Annotated in this window: 24 protein-coding genes; all 24 read right to left on the bottom strand. The window is 29.5% G+C overall.

The window, feature by feature from the left end; translation table 11 throughout:
* Positions 1–92 precede the first annotated feature (92 nt).
* The 24 genes from KQI36_RS10445 to KQI36_RS10330 all read right to left on the bottom strand — a co-directional run bounded on the left by KQI36_RS10445 (position 93) and on the right by KQI36_RS10330 (position 21694).
* Positions 93–1853, bottom strand: coding sequence for a 1-deoxy-D-xylulose-5-phosphate synthase (locus tag KQI36_RS10445; RefSeq protein WP_216450818.1), 1761 nt, complete (start codon positions 1851–1853; stop codon positions 93–95).
* A gap of 11 nt (positions 1854–1864) precedes the next feature.
* Positions 1865–2314 (bottom strand): MerR family transcriptional regulator, encoded by a 450-nt coding sequence (locus tag KQI36_RS10440; RefSeq protein ID WP_199870807.1) that lies wholly within the window; start codon positions 2312–2314, stop codon positions 1865–1867.
* Positions 2315–2907: 593 nt separating this feature from the next.
* The gene (locus KQI36_RS10435; protein ID WP_061994235.1) at positions 2908–3507 is read right to left on the bottom strand and encodes a sugar O-acetyltransferase; all 600 of its coding nucleotides are present in this window, start codon (positions 3505–3507) and stop codon (positions 2908–2910) included.
* Between the two features lie 42 nt (positions 3508–3549).
* Positions 3550–3696 carry a hypothetical protein gene (locus tag KQI36_RS10430; protein ID WP_216450817.1) on the bottom strand — a complete coding sequence of 49 codons (147 nt, stop codon included), beginning with the start codon at positions 3694–3696 and terminating at the stop codon, positions 3550–3552.
* A gap of 48 nt (positions 3697–3744) precedes the next feature.
* Positions 3745–3897, bottom strand: coding sequence for a hypothetical protein (locus KQI36_RS10425; RefSeq protein WP_216450816.1), 153 nt, complete (start codon positions 3895–3897; stop codon positions 3745–3747).
* A gap of 250 nt (positions 3898–4147) precedes the next feature.
* Positions 4148–5020 (bottom strand): DUF4351 domain-containing protein, encoded by an 873-nt coding sequence (locus KQI36_RS10420; protein ID WP_216450815.1) that lies wholly within the window; start codon positions 5018–5020, stop codon positions 4148–4150.
* A gap of 378 nt (positions 5021–5398) precedes the next feature.
* Entirely contained in the window at positions 5399–5947 is a 549-nt protein-coding gene (locus KQI36_RS10415; RefSeq protein WP_216450814.1) for a hypothetical protein, read from the bottom strand.
* A gap of 744 nt (positions 5948–6691) precedes the next feature.
* Positions 6692–6958 carry a hypothetical protein gene (locus KQI36_RS10410; protein WP_216450813.1) on the bottom strand — a complete coding sequence of 89 codons (267 nt, stop codon included), beginning with the start codon at positions 6956–6958 and terminating at the stop codon, positions 6692–6694.
* 15 nt (positions 6959–6973) lie between these two features.
* Complete coding sequence (locus tag KQI36_RS17920) at positions 6974–8059, bottom strand: glycohydrolase toxin TNT-related protein (RefSeq protein WP_216450812.1); 1086 nt, start codon at positions 8057–8059, stop codon at positions 6974–6976.
* 38 nt (positions 8060–8097) lie between these two features.
* The gene (locus KQI36_RS10400) at positions 8098–8292 is read right to left on the bottom strand and encodes a hypothetical protein (RefSeq protein ID WP_216450811.1); all 195 of its coding nucleotides are present in this window, start codon (positions 8290–8292) and stop codon (positions 8098–8100) included.
* Between the two features lie 335 nt (positions 8293–8627).
* The gene (locus KQI36_RS10395; protein ID WP_216450810.1) at positions 8628–9032 is read right to left on the bottom strand and encodes a hypothetical protein; all 405 of its coding nucleotides are present in this window, start codon (positions 9030–9032) and stop codon (positions 8628–8630) included.
* Between the two features lie 2 nt (positions 9033–9034).
* Entirely contained in the window at positions 9035–10321 is a 1287-nt protein-coding gene (locus KQI36_RS10390; protein ID WP_216450809.1) for a hypothetical protein, read from the bottom strand.
* Positions 10322–10629: 308 nt separating this feature from the next.
* The gene (locus tag KQI36_RS10385; protein ID WP_216450808.1) at positions 10630–11196 is read right to left on the bottom strand and encodes an Ig-like domain-containing protein; all 567 of its coding nucleotides are present in this window, start codon (positions 11194–11196) and stop codon (positions 10630–10632) included.
* Between the two features lie 26 nt (positions 11197–11222).
* Positions 11223–11789, bottom strand: a complete 567-nt coding sequence (locus KQI36_RS10380) for a hypothetical protein (protein WP_216450807.1) — start codon at positions 11787–11789, stop codon at positions 11223–11225.
* Entirely contained in the window at positions 11782–12033 is a 252-nt protein-coding gene (locus KQI36_RS10375) for a hypothetical protein (RefSeq protein ID WP_216450806.1), read from the bottom strand. Before KQI36_RS10375 ends, KQI36_RS10380 begins: the two co-directional genes overlap by 8 nt.
* A gap of 3 nt (positions 12034–12036) precedes the next feature.
* Complete coding sequence (locus tag KQI36_RS10370) at positions 12037–12174, bottom strand: hypothetical protein (RefSeq protein ID WP_216450805.1); 138 nt, start codon at positions 12172–12174, stop codon at positions 12037–12039.
* Between the two features lie 74 nt (positions 12175–12248).
* Positions 12249–12500, bottom strand: coding sequence for a helix-turn-helix domain-containing protein (locus KQI36_RS10365; protein ID WP_216450804.1), 252 nt, complete (start codon positions 12498–12500; stop codon positions 12249–12251).
* 132 nt (positions 12501–12632) lie between these two features.
* Positions 12633–12800 carry a M78 family metallopeptidase domain-containing protein gene (locus tag KQI36_RS10360; protein WP_216450803.1) on the bottom strand — a complete coding sequence of 56 codons (168 nt, stop codon included), beginning with the start codon at positions 12798–12800 and terminating at the stop codon, positions 12633–12635.
* Positions 12801–13205: 405 nt separating this feature from the next.
* Positions 13206–14816: a hypothetical protein gene (locus KQI36_RS10355; RefSeq protein ID WP_216450802.1), complete on the bottom strand. Its 1611-nt coding sequence runs from the start codon at positions 14814–14816 to the stop codon at positions 13206–13208.
* 69 nt (positions 14817–14885) lie between these two features.
* Positions 14886–16952: a DNA cytosine methyltransferase gene (locus KQI36_RS10350; RefSeq protein ID WP_216450801.1), complete on the bottom strand. Its 2067-nt coding sequence runs from the start codon at positions 16950–16952 to the stop codon at positions 14886–14888.
* A gap of 10 nt (positions 16953–16962) precedes the next feature.
* A complete protein-coding gene (locus KQI36_RS10345) occupies positions 16963–17178 on the bottom strand; it encodes a hypothetical protein (RefSeq protein WP_216450800.1) in 216 nt (71 codons plus the stop codon).
* 29 nt (positions 17179–17207) lie between these two features.
* Complete coding sequence (locus KQI36_RS10340) at positions 17208–17408, bottom strand: helix-turn-helix domain-containing protein (protein ID WP_216450799.1); 201 nt, start codon at positions 17406–17408, stop codon at positions 17208–17210.
* Positions 17409–17906: 498 nt separating this feature from the next.
* Positions 17907–18956: a 5-methylcytosine-specific restriction endonuclease system specificity protein McrC gene (gene mcrC / locus KQI36_RS10335; protein WP_216450798.1), complete on the bottom strand. Its 1050-nt coding sequence runs from the start codon at positions 18954–18956 to the stop codon at positions 17907–17909.
* Positions 18957–18961: 5 nt separating this feature from the next.
* Positions 18962–21694 (bottom strand): AAA family ATPase, encoded by a 2733-nt coding sequence (locus KQI36_RS10330; RefSeq protein ID WP_342357388.1) that lies wholly within the window; start codon positions 21692–21694, stop codon positions 18962–18964.
* Positions 21695–21845: the final 151 nt, after the last annotated feature.

Below are 21845 nucleotides of genomic sequence, written 5' to 3'. Positions count from 1 at the left end.
CTCTTGATTTTTTGATTATTAATTGCAATTTTATTAAATTAATCATTTTCTAAATTATTATATATTTTTTAATCCATAACATGTCCAATATCTTATTTTAAGATACTTATAATATCTTCTATAATCTGAACATCCGTAAGTCTATTTTTTTTCATAAGTTCCTCTGGAACATAACGATCTAATAATTCCTTTTTGATACCATAATTTAATACTTTCATGTCAGAAGGTCCATAATATCTTGCAATCTTTTCACCAAAACCACCATCTAAGATTCCATCTTCAAGAGTAATTACAAGTTTATGTTCTTTTTTCAAGCTTTCTAAAACTTCTTCATCTATCCCTGTAATATATTTTGGATTAATTAGAGTAGCCTCAATGCCATTTTCATTTGAAAGCTTTGTTACAACGGACTGACCAAGTTGATAGAAATCTCCAAGTGCAATAACAGCAACATCTTTTCCAATTTTTGAAACCTTATATTTATTCAATTTAGAGTAATCTGTCTTATCTTCTACTCCGCTTTCGATTACTCCCATTGCCGGAACACGAATAGCCACTGGATGCTCATTTTGGCTCATTCCCCACTTAAGCATTTTAAAATATTCTTCTTTACATGTTGGAGCAAGATATACCATATTGGGAATATTACTCATCATTCCAATATCGTATAATCCAAGATGTGTTATATCATTCATTCCATAAACAGATGCCAAATATACAAGTATTACTGCTGAATTATTATTTATGCACAAATCTTGTGAAAGCTGATCATATGTTCTTTGAAGAAATGTACTATATACTCCATAAACTGGCTTTCCACCATTTGCTGCAATTCCTGAAGCCAAAGCTACTGCATGTTCTTCTGCAATACCAACATCAACAAATTGTCTTCCTGCTTCTTTTCTTCTTTCTTGCCAAAAACCAAACACTGACGGAGTTCCTGATGTAATGGCAACCACTTTGGGATCTTTTTTTATAGTATCTAACAGATATTTTCCAGTAAGATTGCCATAATTTTCTGTATCACTTATAGAAGATTTTGATTCTCCTGTCTCTATTACAAAAGGCATTCCCCAGTGCCAATGCTCTTTATTATTTTCAGCAAATTCAAAACCTTTTCCTTTAATTGTATGAATATGAACAACGACTGGATGATTTATATCCTTAACCTTGTTAAATACTCTGATTAACTGCTCAAAATCATGCCCGTCTTTTACATAATAGTAATCTAATCCCATTGCCTTAAAGAAATTACATTGACATTTTCCCTCTGAGTCTCTAAGTTCTTTAAGATTTTTATATAAACCACCATGGTTTTCTGCAATAGACATATCATTATCATTTACAATAATAATCATGTTTGTTCCTGCTTCTGATGCATTATTTAGTCCTTCATAAGCTTCTCCGCCGCTTAATGAACCATCCCCAATAATAGCAATAACATTCTCATTCTCATCTTTTAAGTCTCTTGCTTTAGCAAGACCACAGGCAAGACTTATAGATGTGGAAGTATGTCCAATGTTGAAAAAGTCGTGCTTACTTTCTTCTGGATTAGAATAACCAGAAACCTCATCATATTTTTTTGAATTAATAAATGCTTCCTTTCTTCCAGTGAGGATCTTATGAGTATAGCTCTGATGAGAAACATCATAAACAATCTTATCTTTTGGTGAGTTAAATACATAATGCAATGCAACGGTCAGTTCTACAATTCCAAGATTAGGACCAATATGTCCGCCATGTTCACTTAACTTCTTAAGCAATATCTGACGAATTTCTGCACTTAAATCTTTCATTTCATTTACTGATAATTTTTTTACATCTTCTGGTGAATTTATTTTATCTAAATACATATTTCATCCTCCTAAAATTCATTCATTCTACTGCAGACATTTTTTATATTTTCGTCTTCTTTTTCATTTTCTTTGTTTTGCTTATGAATTTCTTCTGTTCCAGCTTCAATTGCTGTTTCATAATACCAAATCTTATGGTTAATAGTTTCCATAATCTTATTTAATTCTTCCATCTGTTTTTGGACAGCTTCCTTTCTTTCAAGAAAAATTTCCAATCGTTTCTGCAATGTGCGATCACCTTCTGCACACAAATCCATATACCTTTTTATATCCTTTATTGGCGTTCCAGAATTTTTCATGCATGTTATAATAGCCAGTCCCTGGAAATCTTCATCTTTAAAAACTCTAGTGCCATTCGGCTTCTTATCTACAAATGGTAGAAGTCCTTCTTTATCGTAGTAACGCAAAGTAGGAACTGTAACTCCCATTTTCTCTGCAACTTGTCTTATAGTATAATTCATATAGCACTCCTTTCTTCACTGAGTGATAATTAATCATAATTAATATAATCTACAAAACAATCATAAGGGGTAAAGTTAACTTTATGTCAATACCTTAATTTAAAAAATATTTATTTTTTCCATTTTCCAATGTATGTATCCTTACTTGGCCTACATCATATTTTTCATAGTTTTCAAAATCAAATTAAACATGATTTGCACAATAATCACATGATATATATTTTTTTATATATTCAAATGCTGTCTCAAAAGAGGAGGTAGCATTTTTGCCTCTTTTAATAAACTATTACCTTCATTTTTATTCTCCTACCAAATCAAAAATTATATTCCTTTATGTGTTGATTATTATTCACCGATATAATAACTATAAAACCTTAAGGTTAATTTAGGTCAACGTTTTTTAAAAAGAAAAAACTAGCCTACTGTTATACACAATAAGCTAGTTATATAGAGAAATAAGTTCCAATTTAAATTTATTCAATGACTTTAAAGTATTTTTATACAAGGTACAATGTTGAATTATAAGTAGTTCGAAGCATATCTCACTATTTTAGAATTCTTATAAATAGCACAGTATACTACTTACTACATATTTAGAAATTTTCTTGCTCATATGATAGGTTAATTATGTCTTCTTCTGTAATCTCTCGCAATACTTTGCAAGGATTACCTACTGCAATCACACCTTCTGGAATATCTTTATTTACCACACTTCCTGCCCCAATAATGCTACCTTTTCCAATAGTAACTCCACCACATACAGTTGCATTAGCACCAATCCACACATCGTCTTGTATTGTAATAGGTTTTGAAGTTCCGATTCCTTCTGCTCTTTGTCTTGAAAGTATAGCATGACCAGAACAGGCTAAACAAACTCCAGGAGCTATAAATGCATTAGCACCAATATGAACTGGAGATGTATCTAATATCACACAATTATAATTAATTACAGCAAGTCCATGGGTATGTATATTGAAGCCATAATCACAACGAAATGATGGCTCTATAAATGTTAGTGGATGACAGGTTCCTAGTAATTCTTTTAAAATACTACTTCTCTTTTCACCTTCAGATGGTCCCGTTTGGTTATATCTCCAACATAATTCTTTTGCCTTTTGTTGTAATTGTGATGGCATATCTTTATGATTTGAAAAATATCCTTTATTTTGTCTCATAATTTCTGTAAAATCCATTAATCTTATTCCTTTCAAAATTATATTTGTTTAAAGATTATATTAATAATCATTATGTATACTATTTTTCGATAATATATATTTATCAATAGCTTTCTCAAAGTAAAATTCTTCACTTTCTATAATTAGTTTTGCTCTAGGCATATCTAAAAAAGAACATAATTGTTCTTTATACTTCATTAGTTCCATAATGTTTCCCCCTAAAAATACTATGTATATAAACTTATATATTACTCTTTATTTTACACAAATTAACCAAAACAATCCAGTTAAGATTTTTTTGTGAAACAATAAATGACTTCTATTTTCACTTTTATATTTACTTACTACTTCTATATCTGTTCCATCAAGCAAATCTAAAATAATCTTCTCCCCATAAATCACTGTCATCTTCTCCACCATAGTTTCTTATATTACAGCCAAAACAACTGGAGCTAATTTAAAAATATGTCAAGTACGGGTTTATTAAACAAAGAAAAACTAGCCTACTGATACATACAATAAGCTAGTTATATAGGAAAACAATATCCAATCTAAATGAATTGTAGATGCTTAGGATCATGTCTCACTATTTTAGGTATCCAAATTTTAGAATAGATAATTCTAAAAGTCAACTTGAAACTCTATATATTGCTTTATTCTAAAAATATTGTTTTAACTCTTCTATTGAATTTAAATCAAATATATCCGTTGCAATTACTTCTAAAGTTTCTTCTGGAAGTGATTTTATTTTTTTCTTATATTCATCAGGTACTTTTTTAAATTTCTTAATTAACATTTTAATTAAAAGTTCAGATTTTCCTTCTTCTCTACCTTCTTTTATTCCCTTTTCCATTCCTTCTTTTATTAAACTTTTACCTAGTTCAGTCATTCGCAATTCCTCCTTTACTTTCTCCAAATCTTTTCCACTTAAAAATTTATTTACAAAAGCATATAGTATTGATTCCACATCATACTTATAATCATTGTTTATATCTTTTACTATGTGTATAGCATTAATTATTTTATCTGCTATTGTTATGTTTCCTCCCATAATAGGAGTGAATGTTAAAGATATTATATCTTGTTTTGTAATATCCTTACCTAATTTTATTTTAGTTACAATATCATTATATATCTTATCTCCATCTCTACTCGCCATAGATATGGATTTAACTTTATATTCATTTATTCCAGTTTCTAAAGTACTCTCTGAATTTTTTATATTACCTGAATAAACAACATATGTAAATACATCTTTTCCAGTTTGATGACTTAATAATGCTTCATAGGCTCTGAACCTTCTTAAATCCATTTTGCCTTTATTCGTTGTTTGAAATTCAAAATGTATAAAAGTGTCATCTTCCATTAGAAAGGTGTAGTCCATAAACATATTTTTAGTTTCTAAAACTACTAACTCTGTTGGTCCAAGTTCCTTAACTTTTTTATCTATACCAAAGAACTTTAACCCTTCTTCTGCAAAAATATCCATTGCTCTTTTCATGATTAAATCTTCATAATTCGTAGGTTTCATCAGTTCACCTTCCTAGTTTTTCATTATATCTATATTTTAATCCATTAGTAGAAATAGTTCAAATAAAAGTAATTTAATTATACTTTAAAACTTCTTTAAATTTAAATTAAGTTCACTAGATATTAGTAAAATTTTATCTATACTTTATATTTGATTTTCTACTACTTTTATCTCTATTTAGTGTACTTATAGTATGAAGTGGCAGTGAAACTACGATCTCAGCATGTATCATAACATAAGAACAAACAGCACTAGTCTTTCATTTATAGTTTTACCACTTGGAATACTTCTAAAGAAAAACTATAATTATTCCTCAAAATGGGTATGAAAAAAGCACCTATATAAATTAGATGCTTTTTAATACTTTGTATTTTATTATTACTCTGGTAATTGAGCTTCTATTTTTTTATATAACTCCATAAATTTATCTATTCTTTCTCTTTTATTATCATTGAAAGATTGAATGTTACCTTGTGGATTTACAGCTAAATCTGTTATTGATTGATACGCAGTATACATATCCATTACTGTATCATATATTGATTTATATTCTTCAGGTGGATTATTTAATTTTTTCATTATTTCTGATACATTTTCTTGTCCATCTTTAATACTTTCAACAGTTTGTACTGTTGTATTATCAGCAAATAAGTTTTTTAAAGCTGTATTAAAGTTGCTTACAAAATATCCATCTGGCTTGGTATATTTATTAGTTTCTACATCTTCATCCTCATAAATAGAATTTACCCAAACTTTAGATATTAAATTTAGTAACTCCTCAGCTTCTGTCCCACTTGAAATCATAGCTGCTTTTAAAATTATTACATTATTTTTATATTCTTCAGTTTTACTCTTTTGATTTTGTGATTTAATAAAAAAATACCCCCCTGCACATAACAGTAATATAACAGTTATTAATGCTATCACCCTTGCAATTTTACTTTTCTTATCTTTATCTAATTTAATATTAACTGATGAGAGCTCAGCTTTTTGTGTTTCATTATCATCCGTCTCTATTGGATAACCACAATTAGGACAACTCTTTACTTTATCAGATATCTCTTTCTCACATTATGGACATTTTATTAAAGCCATAGTACCCTCCCTATAAATAACAATACTAAGAATTATAACATATTTTTACCTTATTTTGAATATTATATATAATTTTGTAATATTCAAATTCTAATATCATCATAAATACTTCCTAAATTACCTTGATTTCTAATCAATCTATCTAGTATCATTATTAAAGCTACAGCTCAATCAATTTTTTCTGTGCTTTTTTATTTATCGGGTTTTATGTTTCCTGCTGTACCTGTTTTTACGAGGATGTTATCCATCATACAACTTAATACCGGTTGCCCTCCATATGATATTCTTTTTTCTAATGTTAATTCCATTAGTTAACGTGACCTGGTCTTCTAAAATCTTCTGGTTTTGAATTACAATCGTAAAAAATATTTTACAATTGTATCTTTTTATTAGGCCTTATTGGATAACATTATACTTATTTGAATTAAGCTTTTTTTCAATGGATATAATAGGGGCTATTATAGAAATCACTGCACCACCCACTAATAAAATGATTCCTTTTTTGTCTGATCTAAAATTAGTTGTCATAATACTGAAATTAACCAAGTCTCATATTTATAATCTGACAAATATTTATTATCCACGCATCTTATTCATTAATTCTTCTCTTCTTTTTTTCTTTCTTAGTATAACTAAAAGACTTTCAAGTCCTTCTTCCTCACTTTGGTATATGAAAATAATATTTGATTCACCTCGTTCATTATTTTCATAAACACACCAGCTTCCCTCAATATAAACACACCCAACAACATAGGGAGCAATTGATATATGTTTTGAATCTCCTATTGGATATTTATTAAGATTCTCATGCTTTACAAATTCGTAAAATTCCGTTCTATTCATTAATCCAGCACTCCTTTACAATTCTTTAATCATTCCAAGTTGTTTTAAACTTTCTACTGACATCGGTAACTCCCATTGACTTCCACCACCATCATCTTCTTCAAATGCATCTGCAATTTGTCCATCATAAGTCTTTCCTGGTTCATGTGTATATGTGTCAGATGGTCGTGTATTCCTATTATAATCTTCCATAAATATATCTCTCATTTCATCATTTTCATCAGGTGTTAAATCAGGATTATTAAATTCATTAATTGAATCCTTTAACTGGTCGAAATCCCTAACAACTTCATATTGATGATATGAGGGCTCATCAGTTATATTATTCTCTACAAAATGGTAAGGTAACCCTCTATTTTCTTTTAATTGAACTTGTCCATCATCAATTGGAGCAACAAATCGTCCTTGTTCATTGCCTAATCTATCAAATTGTTGTCCTTCTTTTGGAGTAATCTCAGTTGGTTTCCCTTCAAAGCCACCATTATTTGGCCATTTATAATTGGGATCTTCATATCTTTGTCCTGTTTCACTATTACCAGATATCGGTGGATTTTTTAAATACTCTGTTTTTTCAGGCACCAAATTATTTCCTCTTTCTTCTTTAGGAGTTGAATCATATGCCTCTTTCATCTTGCTTACAAATTCTTGTTTATCTTCTATGGATACTTTTCCTTCACTGTCACGCTTATTGTAAACATCATCTTTGATATCATTTAGTCTATTACTAAGTGATTTATTATTTTCTAGTTGCTCATTTGTTTTTTCTTCCTTTATATTACCTTCTGAACTAATATCGTTACATACCTTCGGCTGTAGTGAACTTTCTATACTATTCAATTTTTCTTCAACCTGTTGCTTATTTTCTTCTTTAGCCTTACTTTTTTCAATCTCTTTTTCAACATAATCTGTTTTAGTATCATTTTTTTTAAAATCTTCTTGCTCTTTTTCAAAATCCTTATATATTTTAGGCTCTTCATTTCCTTCAGGCTTTAAGTTATCTTCAATATCGTTTAGTTTTTGAGTATCTATTTCAGTATTTTCACTTTTTTTATCAATATTTTGTTCTTGGTTCTTCTCAACATTAGTATCCTCTAACTTCACTTAAGTTCACCCCTATTTTCAAGTCACTACATCTGCACTTAGTTACTTTTCTTAAACTCTTGTAATTCATACATCCATATATCTATAACTTCTCTTAACTCAATAGCTTCAATTTCACATGCTTTGTCAATATCATCCTCAGCTAAATTGTCATAAACCTTAGTTATTTCTAATTCACAAATGTTACCATTCCATCTTTCATATTTGCTATTTCCAACTATAACTTTATCCAAAGATTCATTCACGAATTCAGGATGTGATTAAACATAATAGGCTTTTATATTACTCAATTTCACTACAGTCTCCACATGTGTTGTAATGGAAACATGATACTAATACGTAAAATATATGCTTTCCTGAATTTTTCTTATCCTATTATTTTACATTTATGTACAATGTATAATTTACTTTTTCAGGAATCACCAAATTATATATCCCGTTTATCAATGGAAATGTAATTAATTGATACTTACGTTCATTATAAACTTAATGAAATGTTAACTGCATTATGCATTTTTAATATTTTTCACTCTCATAGTTTTATAATACCTGCCATTCTATGTGCCTATCAAATAGGTAATTGTTCTGTTAATACTTCTAATTTATCAGCAAATTCCTTTGAAGAAAAATTAGAGCCTTTCGAATAACCTATTCGAATAACTTTAGAGTTAAAGAAAACTCCGATTGAAATTTTTGAGTTATTGAATATTCCAATCATCAGAGCATACTCAAGTTTTTCATATTGATACTTTTCTATAAAATCCTTTATGCTATCAATTTTATCAAATACTGTAGAAATACTACCTTCACTGTTCCTAATTCCATCGTTAATATCAATGGATTTTACAGTTATACTTGAGCAATTACTTGCAGCTCCAATAATTTTCAAACCAAAATTTGTATTTTGAAATAAAACTGATGAATAATCATCATAAAGCTTTCTATTCCTTTCTGCTTGCTTAATTAATTGCATATTTATTCCTCCTTATCCCAGGGATAATTAATTTGAACATTTTCATAAATTGTACTCATTTTATCTCTAAAAGTATCATAACTATCTATAGTACTTTCTGAGCATTCACCATCAAATTTAATATTAACATCAAATCTTGCATCGACATTAGTTCCTTTTGTACCATCACTACCCATCTCACCAATATGCTCTTGAATAGCTGCTTGTGTACATAGTTTACCAGAATTCATATCATTTATTGTTATTTTATGTGTGACCTTACCGTTATCGTCTAGGCTTGTATGATTCTCAGTAATATTTTGCTCCCCAACATGAACCTCTCTTGATTTTTGGCTTTCAATATTATCATCGGCTATTTTAACATCAGCATTAGCAACCTCGTTCTCCCTAGAATTTACATTATCATTAATTGTTGATCTGTCTACATGAACTTTTTCTCCTGATTGCGCCTCATCGTTAGGATGCGAGTCTCTGCTGACATCACCTATTCTTAGTGCAAGAGCTGACGTTGCTAGTTGGCCTAGTTTTTCGTAATTTTGTTCAAAGGCACTCCTATTAAATGAAATCTCCTGTCCTGGATATTCTTCATTATAGGCCTGAACTGTAGCATCAATTTTATCAAAGCATTTACCCCAGTCCTCTTTACTGTTCAAATCTTTAACACCGGAATTTGATTTACTATGTGCCATACATTCTGCTGCTATTATATCTACCTGTTCATTTGAAAATCCCATATTATTATATTGTTCACGATTTCCCAAAACATTTATAGCAGAGTTCAAGGAATGATTACTTCTAATATCATTGAAGTTTTTACATTCACTAACATCGTAATGCGGCTGTCCATCTTCTCCATTAGTTTCTGTAATCTTATAACCCCCGCTCATACCTGTGTCATGACTCAGGGCTGCTGTCTCCAAAATATTTCTGTCTATACCAAATCCAAAGTTCACCCTGTTGGGTTCATTCTCATTACGTTCTAAAGTTGCCTTGTCAGATAAAGTTCCCTTACCTATGACACTTTCTAATGCATCAGCAGTTTCCTGTGATTTCTCGGCAACCTGTACAACATGTTTTTCAGTATGACCTGTGTATGCTCTGCCCTCTGCATCACATTTAGCAACCTCTCTTGCTTGATTGCAATAAGGTTGTACCACTTCCATAACTTTATTATTAAGTTCTAAAAAATCTCTTTTTTCAATCATATCAAGTTTTTCTGGTGAAGTCCCTCCTCCATCACCTTTTCTAGGGTCATCTAGATTTTTATTTGACTCCAATGATTTCTGCAAATTACTTAGTTTTTCGTCAAAGTTTTTTTCATTTCCTTTCTGAGATTCTTTTTTCTCACCTTCACTAGCAACGTCTTGTTGTGTCTCACTTTTTTTTAGACCTTCCTGTTCCTTTTGCGGTTCATCACTTCCTTTAGGTTCCCTGAGAGCTGGCGGCTTCAAATCATTTCCTATATTGTTTATCTTTTTATCAACTTGTTCCTGTTGCTCAGGCTTTGTCTCATTCTTCTCAATAGCCTGCTCCTGATTTTTTTCAGCATCTCTATTACTCTCTATTCCCATCTGTTGTACCTCCTATTTTACCAAATCTAATATAACTTAAATAAATTCAAATATATTGCAAAAAGTATTGTTATATTAAGTCCAATAAACAAGCTAGCTGTTCCCTTATCTTTTTTGTTGTGCTTAATAGCCATAAACCCCAATAGAGCTCCTATTAATGGTGTAATTATATTTATTATATTTACTCCTGATAGCGCTATTGAAAGAATAAAAACAATTACAGATGCACTTAATGAAACATTTCTATATTCTTTCTTTTCAAATGTGCTCTTAACTGAAATCTGACATGAACTGCTTACACTCCTGTCAGGTGTATAAAAAGTGATAACTGCTTTCCCTATACCTGTTGCTTTTACTGTTCCATTTTCAAAAATAGCTACATTTTTATCATTTGTTTCCCAAAATGTTTCGCTATTTATAACGTCTACTGGCGAAAACTCAACATTTAGTTCTGTAGTCTCACCTATATAAAGGTTTATATCTTGTTTTGATAACTTAATATTAGATATCTTGGGCTTAATACTTATTAAGCATGCCGCAGAAACATCCTCTGTAGATAGTTTAATATGACACATACCAGGTTTAAGAGCCACGATACTTCCATTTTTATAAACAGTTGCTACAGTATATCAGTGCTTGTCCATTGCAAAGCTGATTGGTTATCTGCATTTTTAGGCCAAAACCTATGAGATAGTTTTAGTACATCTTGAAGCCCCATTACATGGTTTTCTTTATCTAGTTCAATCTTTTTAATTTTATTTCTTTGTATAATATTTATATGAAATTTTGAAATTGGTTCTAAGCTACCTTGAATATATACTTCAACATCAGCCTCACCAACTGCCAAAGCTAAGATATTTTTACCATCACAAGATATTATTTTTTCTTTACTAAACTTAAAGTTTAATTGAGGTAGCTCAGCATTTTCCGGATAACTCTTTATTATTAATGGAGCAAATGTATTAATCTCTATTTGTTCATTAAAGCTAACTGATATAAAAGTGTCTACACTACTTAACATTTTTAATTCTGTTAAAAAATCAATCTTATCGTTGGATATTTTTTCTTTAACACTACTCAATAACATACTATAGAAAGGGGTAAACCATCTTAGTTCTAATAATTCAAATAAGGCAGTTAGTAATTCATTATTCTCATACTCACAAATAAAAACGTTGTTAAGCATTATTACCAACTAAGATAAAAGCAGAAACATTATATTTCTTTATCTCCTTGTAAATTTGTTTTGCATTTTTATTACTTGATGCAATTATAAAATTAATATCTGTTATTTCTTCTTTAAATAACTCATCTGAAATATCTTCATCATAAGCATAATCACTAATCTCAACATCGCAACTAACTAGCATGTTAAAAATTACATTCTCTATATCTTGATTAATATTAAAAATTTCTAATGCTTCTAGCACTTCTTACACAACATTAGCCCTTAAAGGCAGATCATATTGGTTATAGTTGTCCATAATTTCTTCTTGCAAAAAGTTAAATATATCTTGATAAAGATTATTTTCAATCATCTTTTTAAATATATCATTCACAGCTACTCCCACTTTATTATTCCTCTTCTAAATCTAAAGCTTTTATAAAATCCTTCCATGTTTTTTCTGTAATATCATTATTACCTTCAAACTTCATCCATCTTACGTGTTTTCCTAAGAGCAGTTCTAGCTAAATTGCTTTCTTTTATATAATCAGGTAAATCCATCGGAATTTCGTCTCTATCCTCTGAAGCTATGTCTATCATATTATCCAATTCATCATGTGAAAGACCTAATATATTAGCTATTTCTTGAAGTTTATTTATATTAGGTGGATTTCTTCTCCCCTTTTCAATATCACTCCAATATGCTGGAGAAAGATCTAAAAGTTCTGCCATTTTCCTTAAACTAATCTTTTTTCTTTTCTTCTCTCTGATACAAATTCTACAAATTTATTTGGGCTCATTCTTTACACTTTCCATTTAACTAGCAAAACATTCTAGTTTACATAATTAAATTCTTTCTTTATTTTACACAAGAAAATATTCATGATTTCCTTGTTTCTCACATATGAATCCTAAATTTTTAAGTCTTATTTTAGCTACAGTTACTGATACATCAAATATATCTGCTAATTCATAAGGTAATACTTCTTCCCATAAATCTTTAAAAATACCTGAACTAAAGATGAAGCCCAAGAATTCTATGAATTCAATATTCTTGGTACTTATTCCAACGAACTAGCTCCCGGATGTATAACATACCTATAAAATTTAAGTACAATATATTGAACTGATTGCTTGTCAATTCAATACATTGTACTTAAATTTTACACTCTTAACATTTCTTTAATATAAGACCTGATGTTTCTGCTATCCCCATGTCATAATTGAAAAGTATCTACAATAGCAAAATATATGAAATCAATATTTTACTTCTTACGTATTATATTTTTATGCCTATGCAAAAAAACATATTATCTTTAATTATTATAACATCTTTTTTTGAATAAACGTTTTCCTCATATTCCTCTTTCGCTGCAACATTTTTAGAATACTATTCAGTAAAAATAGGTCTATATGATACTCCCTACTACCATTTGTTTATAATGGCTTTAAAGTTATATAGTATTTTCTTTTACTTCTTCCTGAGCCATTATCAATGTAATAAGGCATATAAACATCATTGCTTAATTCTCCATGAGTTAAAACAAAATCTATATAGTAAGGTGAATCAAACCAACCTTGTCCTGTAAATAGAGCCTTTTTAAGTTCTTCATTTTCTTCGATAGCTTTGATTACTATTTCTTTTGATATTGTAGTAACTGATGACATAAACTCTGCATCTTCAAAATCTATACCGGTAGGAGAATGATGTGTTTTAAAATACTTTACAAAATCACATGGATAAATATCTAAATCTTCTGCAATTGTTTTATTCATTTTTAATTGCTTTGAAGAACTATAAAATACAAGCCCTGCGATAATGTAATCTATATCTTTTATGTATTTTTCAAATGCCGATTTAAAAGTTTTAATTGTCATTTTAGTTATCGTATAATTTTTTGAGTCCATACGCTTTACTGAGATACCAGAGTTTTCTATTATTTCATAATCCCCAACATCTCTTAGCATATTTTCAGTTATTTGATATTCCTTTTCTAGCAAAAAATCTTTACTTAATGGATTTAGTGTTTTTATAATATAGTTATCAGATTTACAATTTGCCTTACGTTTGGCATTTTGAGAGTATTTTTGCCCCTCAACTTTAACCACATAGTAATTTTCTCTATTCTCTATCACACATTTTTTCTCAACTTCTTTCCAAAACTTGTGGCTTTTATTTTGGTTCATAAGTTTCGATAAGTTGAATTCCTCTTTATCTCCCTCGAACGTACCATAATTAATGACTTTATTTATGATATTCTCATATGTGTATAAGTCGTCTGCCATAGAACCATATTTGAATTGAATATCTCCACGTTTTCTTTCACCGCTTTCTGTTGCTTGTAAACTGGAATTATAAGCTTGATATGTAAGATTTCCAACTTTTGGAGTATCTCTTTTAACTTTATCTTCTACATCAATAAATTTTTTTATGTATTCTTCTTTAGAAATCCATCTACCATTCAGAGTTGTTCCTTTATATAAATAAGTAGCTACACCTTGTCCTTTTCCATCAAATAAAGCTCTTAGAATAATAGGTTTTCTATTTCTATCAAAGAAATTATTTAGTCTTTCAAGTTTTCCTGGATATAATTTTTTAAAATCTTTTGCCCCAAATCTTCCTATAACTTTACCATTTTCATCAAAGTTAATTTCTTTCGAACCATCAGTAGTTCCATCTGCCCAAATCATAATCCTTAAATCATTTTCTTCAAGTTCCGTAATATCTGTATTTTCTTTAGCCCATGATATAAAACTTTCTACTTTTTCTTGATGTACACTATTACCACTTCCCATTTTAACACTAACACCAAATTCTTTATTATCAATTTTGATGTAAATATCTCTTTTTACTTGTCCCTTTACTTTTTCAGAATTAATCATAATATCCATAGTTAAAGCTATTTTTTCTTGTTTACAAATATATTCAATGAACTTCTTCAGATTTGTGTTTAAATCTTTATATTTCCTTTCGTTTAGTTCATAAGCTAGTGCCTTTTCATTCTTAAATCCATGTGGATTAGAACCTATAATTCTCTCGTCTGACATTTTCTATGCTCCTTTAAATTACATAATTTATCCAATTAGATTTATTATATAACAAAAAGGAGCCTTATACTATACTTGCTCCCTTGTATTCATAAAATTTATTAAATTTCTAGCAATTTGTCCTAAGACACTTACTACAACACTATTTCCGAGTTGCTTATAACTTTGACTATAATTTGGTCTTATTTGATAAGTATCAGGAAATCCCATTATCATTAAGCATTCAGTTGTTGTCATCTTTCTACCTTGCTCATAAATCACAGGAACATTGTTTCCACCAGTACCCATTTTAGCAGTTAAACAAGGACATATACCATTTGCAGAGAATGAAACTTTTGATGGTCTTATATTATTAGCTATTGTCGGTTGACCATCAACTGATGTATTTTTATTTCTAAATGCACCTATATGAGTATCCATATTTCTAATAGCAATCTCTGACATTTGATGTCCATCAGAAACTTCTGTTTGTATAATATCATTTAAAAAAGTAGTTAATTCTCGCTCTTTAGGGAATATATCTTCTTTTTTGAGTTCTCCATAGACACGCCTATCAACTCCACTACAATACCAACGATTTCTATTTTGTGGAACTCCATGATTTTTAGCATTCATAAGTTTCCACACAACAGAGTAATCGAGTTCTTCTAATATATTCATAATAGTTTCAAGAGTTCGTCCCTCATCGTGGCTTACGATCCCTGCTACATTTTCTAGTATAAAAGCCCTTGGTCTTTTATCTCTTAGAATTCTAGCAACTTCAAAAAATAATGTTCCTCTAGCATCTTCAAAGCCTAATCTTTTTCCTGCAATAGAAAACGGTTGGCATGGAAAACCTGCACAGAGAATATCATGATTAGGAATTTCTTTCGATTTTATTTGAATAATATCTCCTGATGGTTCTTCTCCAAAGTTATTTCTATAGGTTTCTCTTGCGTATTTATCTATTTCACTAGAAAACACACATTTTCCTCCATTATTTTCAAGTGCTATTCTAAAACCACCTAAACCAGCAAATAAGTCTATAAATTTAATTTGCTTGTATTCATTTTTAGAATTAATAAATTTATCTATATGATTAAAAATTTCTCTTACAACTGGTGGACTTACAGCATTTCCTGATTGTTTATAAAGCTGAGTATCGCTTACTTCTGAATTTTTAAGTCTTTCAATAAACTCTTCTTCAAATCCTTGTACTCGTAAATTTTCTATAGGGGTAAATTTTCTAAGTTTTAATTCTTCCTTTTCTTTAATTAGTATCTTCGTTGAATCAGACCTTGCAAGAACTGTTGGAGAAATACCATTTATAGAGTATACTCTTCTTTGCCTTTCTTGATCGTTATAAACATCTCTTGGCAAATCAAGAATTTTTATAATTTTCATTTCTTCGCTAATATAGTTAATACTAATATTTTTTAAATATTTTTTAACGCTCTCATTATCTATAAAATATTTTTCATCAACTTTATTTTCTAAAATATCTTTTATAAAAATTCTTTTATTTATTGGCTTTAAACTATCAAAAAAATTAAATCCACTAAAATCTTCTTCATTAAGTTCTTGTTTTAATTTATTAATTTTATTGCTTCTGCTATCTTCTTTAAATTTTTGCGATTTGATATCTTTTATTCCTACTATATAAGTTCTATCCCTGCTTTGTGGAACTCCCATCTCAGAAGAATTTATTACCGTGAAATCTACTGTATAACCAAGTTCGTTTAATGTATTTAAAATTACTTTTATTGTATTAGAATTATCGTGGCTTACTAAATTTTTTACATTTTCTAAAAATACCACTTTCGGTTGCTTTTCTTTTATAATACGTGCTACATCAAAAAAAAGTGTTCCTCTGATATCATCAAATCCATTTCTTTTTCCTGCTATGCTAAATGCTTGACAAGGAAATCCACCCATAAGAATATCATGATTAGGAATTTTTTTTGCTTCTATTCTAGTTATATCCCCATTTAAATTATGATTTGGATAATTTGCAAGATAAGACTTTTGTGCAAACTTATCAATTTCAGAAGAAAAAACAACTTCTGCCTCTAAATTAGAATGTTTTAATCCCTCCTCAAAACCACCTATTCCAGAAAATAAAGATATTACTTTATATTTTTTTCTTTTTTTGTTCATCATTTTACCTCTATAAATTTAGAAATATTATTTTTTCTAATATGCCTTTAAACGCCTGACTATCAACTTGCTGTAAATCACCTAACATATCATTCGCCTTTAATGTTTCAATACAATCTTTTTCTATATCTATACTTGAAACCACTGGAATATCAGCCATGAAACTTGTTATATCTAGCCCACCTTCTCCTAAGAATAAACTAATATTAACAATATTGTTTTCCATCTTTATAATACACCACTTTCTCAATTAGTTTATATGTTAGTTACTTTGTTGCTTTCTTTCAAATTAGTAGAATACCTAGCGTCTTTAGGCTTTTTAGCCTCTTTAGGTATAAGCCACATATTCCCCACACGTGTAACACCATCTATTCTGCCTAAATTACATAATAATTGTACTCTCCGCTTTGATATGCCCCATTTTTCTGAAGCTTCCTTGGCTGAGATAAATTCCATAAAAAACACCTCACCAAACACTTGTTCTTTATATGATTATATTCGCAAATGCGAATAATGTCAAATCAATTATAAATTATATAAATTGAATAAGCAGCTATTAAATTTTATACTTATAACTCTTATATACATATAATCATTACACAAAACCTAAACCTTAACGCAAAACCTCTAATTCTGCATATTTGTACAGCCAACTAATCCAAAAATTCCCTCAAACCGTAGTCTGAGAGAACATAAAACACACATCCATATTTACTTAAAACACTTCAAAACCTTTGATATCAGCCTATTTACGCACTATCTTCACTACAGTCTCAACGTGTATGTAAACAAGCTAAAAATATAAATACTCATAAATCTTTTATTTTAAAAGGAGGTCTTATTTGCCTATAGAAACCGAGCTTTATATCAATGTACAAAATAAGATTAATTCGTTATAAAAGGAGTTATCTAAAATCAAATATAATTTTCAATATTTTTTCTTAACCTATACAATTAATCTACAATAGATGCTAATATATTACATATATATTTCCACTCTGTATCAAGATTCAAAGTCCTTATGCTAATACTTTTTCCACCAATTGGAAAGTTAACATTAACCTCTTTTTCTATTGTTGGATACAGTAGCATACCTTTTACATCTCCTGCAAATTTACTATTATTTACATATGCTAAAATTTGAAACAAATGACCTGTACGGATTTTTTCAATATCTGTCCAGTTGCTTGAAACAAGTGTTTGTGCATAATACTTGGTATCAATTATCAATTGTGTATTCCTAACTTTATTTTCAATTACTATATCTGTTCTCATTTCTGGAAGTAAAGACAAATCTTCTTCACTAATCTCATCATCTAAATTCCATTTCAATTTAGGTGCATGAACATTATATATTGTCTCATCTAAATGCTTACGAAAAAAATTCAAAACAAATTTCTCATAAAGCTTTGACATTTGCTTATCTCTTACAAAATCAGCAAATATTATTTCATTATCTACTTCATTTGTAATTAACCCTTGATAAATTAACTGGCTAATGTTTATCAGCATACGATAATGATTATTGTTTCTGTTATATCTAAGGGTAGAAAATATTGCCTTAGAAAACCGAATATCTTGTATGTCTGAAAAGTACACCCTTAATTTCAGTAGCTTATTCCTTAAGTCAGTCTCTAACTTAGGGGAATTTATTAGTATATTAATTGTTGTTTTTACAATTTGATTAAGTTTAATATCTTCTGAGAAGTTATCATACTGGCATATCACCCTTCCATTAAAGAAAGCCTGCTTTTTTATTGAATCCGATATGTTAATCTTTCCCTTAATTGTTGATACAGCTTCGTCTTCTTGGATATAGTACCTATTAAGTCCTCTTTTAATTAAACTACTTGTCCCATTAATATAAATCCTTGCAAAAAGGTTGTAAATATTGTCAAACTTCTCACTACCTAAAAAAATATCATCTGATTGTTCAAGCACATTCCAAGCATAACAAAGCATATAATATATATTTCTTATTGGTATTTTGGGATCATTCCTCATCTTAATCACCTTAATAACTCTTCAACATAATTCTTGGCTTTCTCTTCTTCATCAAACCAGTACTCTTTAATGAGTGGCTGAATTTCATACTTAATTACCTCTTCATACCATTTATCTGAATTTGAGTAATTACAGAAGTAACTGTGTCCAATTCTAAAGCCTTTTCCTAAGTTAACATCTTTAGTAATCTTTAAATTAATGCCTCCCATTTTCATTTTGATTTTACTTATTAAATCTTCATTGACTCCTTGTAATAGGAGATGATTTTCAAATGCCTCTGTTTCAAATGCGGGTTCTAATTCAAAGAAACAGAACCTCCTCCTCAATGCATAATCAATTATTGCTAAACTCCTATCAGCTGTATTCATCATTCCTATAATATACAGATTGTTTGGAACATAAAATGGGCTATCTGAGTATGTGAGGGTTAATTCTTCTCCACGTTTATCATTCTCAATAAGCATCATCAATTCTCCAAAAACTTTGCTCATATTCCCACGATTAATCTCATCAATAATGAAAAAATAATCGTCATCAGGGTTTTCTGATGCTACTTTACAGAATTGATAGAATGGACCTTCCTTCAGTTCAAAACCTATTCCATTAGGCCTATACCCCATTATGAAATCCTCATATGCATAACTTTGATGAAATTGAACCATCTTTATTCTAGATGTATCCTTTTTGCCCATTAGAGAATAAGCTAATCTTTTAGCTGCATAAGTTTTTCCTACTCCTGGAGCACCTTGTAAAATGAGATTCTTCTTTCTTTTAAGAAGTGATTTTATAGTTTCATACTTATCATCACTAATAAAAACATCCGATAAAAAATCTAACTTTGTATAAGACTCATATTTCGCTTGAGTAGGAATTTCAATTGGTGAAACAGTTATACCTGTTCTACTTTTAATTTCTCTACTCCAAGCTTTATAGGATAATTCTGGGAATGAATGAACAGGATAATCTTCATCCTCAAATTTCTCTTTCATTAGTTCAACTAGAGCAATATAATCTATACCTGTACACATCTTCTTCGGTGAGTTACGTGGAATTTTTACCTTTAGATTATCTATTAGGCTTATCCTTGTATTATTATCTAAAGTTAAATAATTCCATGGGTTAATCCAGTATAGTCCGAATGTAATATTCCATTGGATACCATGTTGATTAATAACCTTATCATATATTTCAATAAAGGCATTTTTGTTTTCTTCTGTGTAATCTTCTGCCAATTCAATTGCACATTCAAACAACTGCCACAGATTATCTATATCGGTCTTTTCTCTATGTTCCTCATCTCCAAAGAACCATGATTTCATGTTATTTAATACAGGAATACCATCAAATGAAGTAGGCACATCTTCTTGCACCCCAAGTAGCTCAGAAAGCTCATCCATTATTATTATTCTATTTTGACTTGTAATACCTTTATTGAAAAGTCCAAAAACAGTAAAAGGACAAACATCTGTCAACACTTCTCCTTTACCATCAGATGTTTTTTTCATTAGTGGATTTTTCATATCGATTCTATCAAATATTTTATTTATTTCATTCATCAATTCTAAACGCTTGTCCTTATATTTGAGTAGTGCTTTTGCAGTTTCCTCATAAAATGCTGTCCATTCATATTGATTATCTACAACACTTCCATATTTATCTTTCCAATAAGGATCGTTAAGAAATTTATCAATATTTTGAGCACCTTTATTAAATGTAAAGTCTATCAGATTTTTATACATCCATCCATTATTCTCATCTACTCTCCAAATAGTATTTCTACTAGTAAAAAAGTACCATTCTCTTAGAGGGCTAACGAGTTCCCATTTAACAGCTATCTTATGGCCATCATTAAAGTTATTAGTTATTACTCCTATTGCTTTTATTCCCATAACTGACACACTATTTCCTTGGTTATCAAATGGAAAATTGTTCTTCTTAGTATATGAAGACTTTATTGCAATCCTGTCTCCAACCTTAATAGAGTTAACAAGCTCTGTATATTTGTTATCATATCCATTTTCCCATATTTCTTCATTAATGAAACGCTGCATTTGATCTTCATCATTAATAACTGCTCCAACAAACCATGCTACTATACTTGAGGAACTTCTTGTTGCTAAAAAATCACGATACTTTATCATAGCTGCTGAAAGTCGACCTTTCCCAAATTTTTCATTAACTCGTGAAAAGTCATCACTACTTCTTACAGTCTCCTCAATGACTTTAAACTGATCTAATGAACTAACAGTAAATAAATCACTGTTATCTAAATTAAGATTTTCAATTTCACTGCATGCCTTTATAAGAGCATATATATATCCTTTTCGTGTATGTTGCGAATATGCTTTCCCATTACTTTGAACTTGTTCACTCATCCAGTACTCAAATTCATCTTTTAAATATACATCTTGCATTCCATACTTCTCCATAGAATCATTAATCCTATTCGCATCAACCGTTAATCTATTTTTAAAAAATTGTTTATATAGTGTTAATGCAGAACTCCATCTCCTATTACTAGTAGTATTTTTTTCATTATATATATCCGAATTATTAAGTAAATTAAGGACTTCGTTCAAATCATAAGTATGGTTAATATCATATATATTTTGATGTATAATTTTTTGTTTTATTGCCCATTTCGATATAGCTGTAATTGCAGAACCATATGAAATTATAGTCCCTTCAGCTAATTCTGTGTTATCTTTAACCCACTTTTCAAATAATTGTCTTTCCACATAAATCCCCCTCACACTAGATTTTGCCTATATATTTTCTATACCAAATTGCTGTCCACAAGCAGGGCATTTTTTATTAAACATATCATAACCATCTGTAGAAAAAATCTCTAAAACCATTAGCATTAAGTACTATGTTTTAGTGTTATTT

This window comes from Clostridium senegalense (assembly GCF_018916625.1).
Classification (GTDB): domain Bacteria; phylum Bacillota; class Clostridia; order Clostridiales; family Clostridiaceae; genus Clostridium_J; species Clostridium_J senegalense.
Note: the sequence above shows the minus strand (reverse complement) of the source record. Positions and strands in the feature narration are given on the sequence as shown.